Raw genomic sequence first — 6,417 nt, 5'->3', positions numbered from 1 at the left:
ATATAGATGTAAAAGGGCTTATGGGAGATAAGTCAGATAATATTCCAGGAGTACCAGGGGTAGGTGAGAAGACAGCATTTAAGCTTATTTCTACTTATGGTTCCATGGAAGGAGTACTTTCACATATTGATGAAATAAGTGGTAAGAAACTTAAAGAAAACTTAGAGACTTATAGTGAACAAGCAATTTTCAGTAAAAAGCTTGCTACAATTATGACAGAAGTTCCTATAGAATTTGACTTAGAAGATATTAAGAGTCAAGAAAACTATAATAGAGAAGAGCTTAAAAAATTATTCTTTAAACTTCAAATGAAATCTTTATTATCAAAACTACCTGGTGAAGATGTTGAAGAGGAAGAAGAGGTAGCAAAAGTAGAGATCAATGAAGTAAATACAGTAGATGGTTTTAAAGAAGCTTTAAAAGAAAAAGAAAATATTGCTTTTATAGCATATAGTACATCTAACGCTAATCTTTATTCTAAAATTGAATTAGATAAATTATATCTAAACTATGGAGAGAAAGTTAGCTTAATTGATTTTAAAATAATAACTATGGAAAATCCAACTGAGGCTATAAATACATTAAAGAGCTTCATGGAGAATGAAAAAATAGCTAAAGTAATACATGATGGTAAAAACTTAGTAACTATACTAACTAAAATGAATATAGAAATAAAGGAATTCATATTTGATACTGTAGTAGCTGCATATCTTATAGATTCTGCTAAAAGTAATTATCCTTTAGAAACTTTAATTAATGAATATTTAATGAAGGAAGTTAAAGGGGAAAATGAAGAATTAATTTGTAATGCTATTTCAAATATGAAAGAGCTTTATGAATATTTAAAAGAAAGAATAAATAAAGAAGGAATGGATGAACTTTATTATGAAGTTGAGCATCCACTTATATCTATTTTATCAAGTATGGAAGCTATAGGATTTAAGGTGAATAGAGAAAAACTTGATGAACTTGCTGTTAAATTTAAAGAAGAAATATCTACAACAGAAAAAGAAATATATGAGCTTTGTGAAGAGGAGTTTAACATAAGTTCACCAAAGCAGTTAGGAAAAATTCTTTTTGAAAAATTAGATTTACCAGTAGTTAAAAAGACTAAAACAGGATATTCAACTAATGCAGAAGTATTAGAAAAACTAATGGATAAACATCCTGTTATAGAAAAAATTATTTACTATAGACAAATAACAAAGCTTAACTCTACATATGTAGAAGGGCTTAAGAACGTTATAGATGAAGATGGAGCTATTCATTCAAGCTTTAATCAAACTGTTACTACAACAGGTAGATTATCAAGTACAGAGCCAAATCTTCAAAATATACCTGTTAAATATGAAATGGGTAGAGAGATAAGAAAAGTATTTATACCAAAGGAAAGTACAGATGTATTATTATCTTGTGACTACTCTCAAATAGAGCTTAGAGTACTTGCACATATGTCAGATGATAAGAATATGATAGATGCATTTAATCACCATAGTGATATTCATACTAAAACTGCATCAGAAGTGTTTAAAGTTCCAGTTGATGAAGTTACATCTCTTATGAGAAGTAGAGCAAAGGCTGTTAACTTTGGAATAGTATATGGAATAAGTGACTTTAGTCTTTCTCAAGACTTAAAGATAACTAAAAAAGAAGCTTCAGAATATATGGAGATTTACTTTGATAGATATCCAAAAATAAAAGGATATTTAGAAAGTGTTAAAGAAGAGGCAAAAGAAAAAGGTTATGTTTTAACAGTATTAAATAGAAGAAGATTTATACCAGAAATAAAATCTTCAAATAAGATAGTAAAAGCTCTTGGAGAAAGACTTGCAATGAATGCACCAATTCAAGGAAGTGCAGCAGATATTATTAAACTTGCTATGGTTAAGGTTTATAATAGATTAAAGAAAGAAAATTTAAATAGTGAAATAATTCTTCAAGTACACGATGAACTTATTTTAAATGTTAAAGAAAATGAATTAGAAGTTGTTAAAGCCTTAGTAAAAGAAGAGATGGAAAATGTACTAAAGATGTCAGTTACATTAGAAGTTGATACAAATATAGGTAATACATGGTATGATGCAAAATAGGGGGTAAATATGATTAAAATAGGATTAACAGGAGGGATAGGGTCAGGAAAGAGTACCGTATCATTTATGTTAAAGGAAGCTGGATTTAATATAATAGATGCAGATGTAATAGCTAGAGAGGTACTTGTTAAATATCCAGAAATATTAGAAAAAGTTAAAATTGAATTTGGAGCAGGATTTTTTGATTGGAGAGGTGACTTCCGTAGAAAGGAATTTGGAAACCATATATTCAGATTTCCTAAACAAAGAAAAAAATATGAAGAGATAATATTACCATATATAAAAAGAGAAATATATGAGAATATAGATAAATTGGAAAAGAAAAAAGCAGATTTTGTTATTGTAGATGCGCCTACATTAATAGAGAACGATTTGCATAAAGATATGGATTATGTTATCTTAGTTTGGGTAGATAATAATACGCAAATTCAAAGAGTAAGATCAAGAGATACATTATCAAGGGATGAGGCTATAAATAGAATTAATGCTCAAATGCCTTTAGAGAGGAAAAAAGATTTTTCTAATATAGTTATAGAGAATAATGATACTTTAGCTAAGACTAAAGAGCAGGTTGACTTACTAATAGAGTTTTTAAAGTCTATTTAATCTATTTCAAAGTAGGGAGAGGGAATGAAGTTTAAAAAAATTATAATATGGCTTATAGTTGCCATTGTGATTTTAGTTGGTGGAAAGTACAGTATTAAAAAATATCTATATCCGTATAAGTATGAAGAAATAGTAAATAAATATAGTTATGAATATAATTTAGATCCACTTTTAGTTTTAGCAGTTATAAAGACAGAAAGTAATTTTAACATAGAAGCTGAATCAAATAAGGGAGCTAAAGGATTAATGCAAATTATGGATTCTACTGGAGAATGGATTGCCAGCAAGTTAGAAATTGATAATTTTAATACTAATATGCTTTATGAACCCGAAATTAATATTGAATTTGGATGTTGGTATTTAAATAACTTGCTAAAGGAGTTTGGCGATTTAAGTTTAGCATTAGCAGCTTATAATGGTGGAAGTGGTAATGTAACAAAATGGCTTAATGATCCGGAGTATTCAAGTGATGGAGAAAACTTAACATACATTCCTTTTAAAGAAACGAAAAAGTATGTTGATAAGGTTAGTACACGATATAATATTTATAAATTTCTTTATGAGTAAAAGGAAGCCTAAAGAGGCTTCTTTTTTTCAGTGACAAGTTTGGCAAGTTACCTAACTTGCCACTTGTCACTGTATAAATTGCGTCGCAATTTATACGTAATTGTGTTATAATCGTTAAGACAATTTTGAAAAGGTGTGAAATAATATGAAGGAAAAGGTAGAGTTTAAAGGTAGCGTGGTTTTAAATCCGGTACCAGTTGTTTTAATAACATCTAAAAATAAAGAAGGAAAAGAAAATGTTTTTACTGTAGGATGGATTGGAACAGTATGTACTAAACCACCTATGTTGTCAATATCCATAAGACCTGAGAGATTATCTTATGAATATATAAAAGAAACTATGGAATTTACAGTTAATTTACCAAGTATAGATATGACAAAAGCAGTTGATTATTGTGGAGTAAGACCAGGAAGAAAGTTTGATAAGATAAAAGAAATGAACTTTACAATGAGAGAGGGAACTAATGTGGATGTTTCATATATAGATGAATGCCCGATTTCTATTGAGTGTAAGGTAAAAAGTATAATTCCTCTTGGAACTCATGATTTATTTATTGCAGATGTAGTTGGCTCTCACATAGATAAAGATTTAATTGATGAAAAAGGAAAAATACACTTTGAAGAAGCTAATTTAATTACATATTGTCATGGTGAGTATTTTAAAATGGATACTAAAGCTTTAGGTAAGTTTGGGTATTCAGTAGCTAAAAATCCAGTAGTGAAAGAGAAAGGTAAAAAGGAAAATACAAAGAAAGAAATTAGTTTAAATAGCAAGAAAAAAATTAAGGAAAAATCTAATGTTAGTAAAGAAGAGAAATTTACTAAAAAAGACGTTAAAAATAAAAAGAGTAACAAAAATAAAGGTAAGAAAAACTTTAGTTCAAAGAAAAGTGCTAAAGCTGTAAAGAAAAAAGCAAATAAAGCTAGATAAAGAGAGGTTGATTTTATGTTTATAATTTCTTATAAATTACCATATGAAAAATTAGATGCTACAATTGAACTTTTAGCTATAAACGATATATATAATGTTTTTTATGAAAATCCATTAGAAATAACAACTGATAATTATGGATATGGATATTTAGAGAAAGAGGATGAAGAAATAATTCTTAAGGTTGCTTTTGAAGGAGAAAAAGAAGGATTAGATGAATTTAAAGATAGCTTAAAAGATATTCTAAAAATGGATTACATAAATATTGAAGAAAATAATTATGATTATACTACATATGATTTTCCAGCAATACATTTAGATGACAAATATGTTATAGCAAGTCCAGATGAAGAGTTTGAAGGAAAAACAAAAATTAACTTCATTTCACAAGGAGCTTTTGGGACTGGATTACACGAAACAACTCAAGATATATTAAAGTTGATTTTAAATAAATTAGATATGAAAGAAAAGACAGTATTAGATATTGGAACAGGTTCAGGAATACTTTCTATAGCTGCTTCTATAGCAGGAGCTTCAAATGTAGTGGCAGTTGATATAAGAGACGTTGAAGATGAAGTAATGTTAAATGCTTCATTAAATAATTTAAATAATATAGAAGTTGTTGTTGGGAATATATTAGATGATAAGAATTTAGTTAAGAATAATTTTGATTGGATCTTTATAAACATTGGAGGAGAAGAAACTAAAATGTTTATGAAGTATATAAAAGAGCACTTAAATGCTAATGGAAATATATTAGTTTCTGGACTTGTTGAATGGAGTTTTGATGAAGTTAAAGAAAATGTGGAGAGTTATGGATTTAAACTTGTAAGCAGACATCAAACTAATGAATGGGTTACTGCAGTATTTAATTAATATTTTAATGCAAAAAATGCTATGCAAATTTTAAATTTGCATAGCATTTTTTTAGTATCTAGAATATCTACTTCTTCTATTTCTTCTACGTCTCTTTGAATTAATCATTAATTTGATTATAACAAATATTAATACAATTATTAAAACTGTTATTAATAAGGCAAGAACATATACTCCAATATTAGCTTTTAATATTTGACCGACTTTTAAAGTGATTGATCCCTTAACTGTTTCACTATATTTTCCAGCAGTGAAAACTAAATCAACATTATTATTTGAAGCTACTTTCCATGCATTTAACTCATTAGAAGGAACTTCAAGAGTAGCATTTGTATCATTAAAATCATTCTTGTAGTATTCAATATCTTGATTTAATACTACTGGAGCAGTTATAGTTTTAGTAGGTCCAAAGAATTTAAATAACTTATAACTTAAATCTACAGTTGAAATTTCATCACCAGCTGATTTATAAGTTGTTTTTTCAGCATCATAACTATAATTAGCAATAGCTTCAGTATCGTTAAATACGTTCATTCCATCTGCACCGTATTCAGATCCAAGTACTACAGTAACTAAATTTCTACCATTTCTATTATAGAAACCTACAAAACAATGTCCAGCTTTTGTTTCATTACCAGTTTTACCACCAATATTACCATCAACACCAAGAATTTTATCTCTTGTTTCTATATAGATTTTTTTACCATCTAATGTAACAGAAGTTTTAGCTAATCCGCTAGCCTCTCTTACCCAGTCATTTTGATATGCTGCACTAGCAATAAGTGCTAAATCATAAGCAGTAGTTACATTATGATTATTAGGATCTGTTTCTAATCCGTTTGGACTAACAAAATGGCTATTTACAGCTCCAATCTCTTTAGCTTTCTCATTCATTAATTCAGAAAAGGCATCAACAGAGCCAGCAACAGATTCTGCCATCATTACAGCAGCATCATTTGCTGAATATACCATTACAGCATCCATAACTTCGTCTGCAGTTAAAGTATCACCAGCTTTTGCAGTATTGCCTATAAAATTAGTTAATGAAGTTTCAGTAACAGCAGCAGATACATCACTATAAGAAATGATATCGCTCTTGTTTTTATTTTCTGCAAAAAGTAAAGATGTTAATAGTTTAGTTGTACTAGCTGGTGAACGTTGAACATCTGCATTTTTAGAGTAAATTATTTCACCAGTATCAAGATCCATTGTTATAGCGGAAGCCCCCATTATTTGAGGCTCAGTAGCAGCAAATGCTTTAGTTGCATTTAAAAATGGTGCTACTAAAGTTAAACAAATAAGTAATATTAATGCTCTAAAAAATTTTTTCGACATAAATCTCTCCGT

At 28.5% G+C, this 6,417-nt stretch carries 6 protein-coding genes; 5 read left to right on the top strand and 1 reads right to left on the bottom strand.

The genetic code is table 11. The features are described 5' to 3' along the window. The 5 genes from polA to Q0G30_RS03845 all read left to right on the top strand — a co-directional run. A partial coding sequence (gene polA, locus Q0G30_RS03865; RefSeq protein ID WP_294386768.1) for a DNA polymerase I occupies positions 1-2,090 on the top strand: 2,090 nt, incomplete at its 5' end. Between the two features lie 9 nt (positions 2,091-2,099). Continuing rightward, positions 2,100-2,696, top strand: coding sequence for a dephospho-CoA kinase (gene coaE, locus Q0G30_RS03860; RefSeq protein WP_294386765.1), 597 nt, complete (start codon positions 2,100-2,102; stop codon positions 2,694-2,696). A gap of 24 nt (positions 2,697-2,720) precedes the next feature. Further along, positions 2,721-3,263: a lytic transglycosylase domain-containing protein gene (locus Q0G30_RS03855; RefSeq protein ID WP_294386763.1), complete on the top strand. Its 543-nt coding sequence runs from the start codon at positions 2,721-2,723 to the stop codon at positions 3,261-3,263. 145 nt (positions 3,264-3,408) lie between these two features. Further along, positions 3,409-4,194, top strand: coding sequence for a flavin reductase family protein (locus tag Q0G30_RS03850; RefSeq protein WP_195469149.1), 786 nt, complete (start codon positions 3,409-3,411; stop codon positions 4,192-4,194). 15 nt (positions 4,195-4,209) lie between these two features. Further along, on the top strand, positions 4,210-5,070 hold the full coding sequence (locus tag Q0G30_RS03845; protein WP_294386756.1) for a 50S ribosomal protein L11 methyltransferase: 861 nt from the start codon (positions 4,210-4,212) through the stop codon (positions 5,068-5,070). A gap of 51 nt (positions 5,071-5,121) precedes the next feature. Here the strand turns inward: Q0G30_RS03845 and Q0G30_RS03840 are convergent, their stop codons facing one another. Further along, positions 5,122-6,405, bottom strand: coding sequence for a D-alanyl-D-alanine carboxypeptidase family protein (locus tag Q0G30_RS03840; protein WP_294386753.1), 1,284 nt, complete (start codon positions 6,403-6,405; stop codon positions 5,122-5,124). Positions 6,406-6,417: the final 12 nt, after the last annotated feature.

Source organism: uncultured Clostridium sp. (assembly GCF_934754925.1).
Lineage (GTDB): Bacteria > Bacillota > Clostridia > Clostridiales > Clostridiaceae > Clostridium.
This window is presented reverse-complemented; position numbering and strand designations above follow the sequence as displayed.

What these genes read in the sequence shown, in the direction of transcription:
- coaE (WP_294386765.1), top strand. Translation starts at nt 2,100, where the DNA reads ATGATTAAAATAGGATTAACAGGAGGGATAGGGTCAGGAAAGAGTACC.
- Q0G30_RS03855 (WP_294386763.1), top strand. Translation starts at nt 2,721, where the DNA reads ATGAAGTTTAAAAAAATTATAATATGGCTTATAGTTGCCATTGTGATT.
- Q0G30_RS03850 (WP_195469149.1), top strand. Translation starts at nt 3,409, where the DNA reads ATGAAGGAAAAGGTAGAGTTTAAAGGTAGCGTGGTTTTAAATCCGGTA.
- Q0G30_RS03845 (WP_294386756.1), top strand. Translation starts at nt 4,210, where the DNA reads ATGTTTATAATTTCTTATAAATTACCATATGAAAAATTAGATGCTACA.
- Q0G30_RS03840 (WP_294386753.1), bottom strand. Translation starts at nt 6,405, where the DNA reads ATGTCGAAAAAATTTTTTAGAGCATTAATATTACTTATTTGTTTAACT.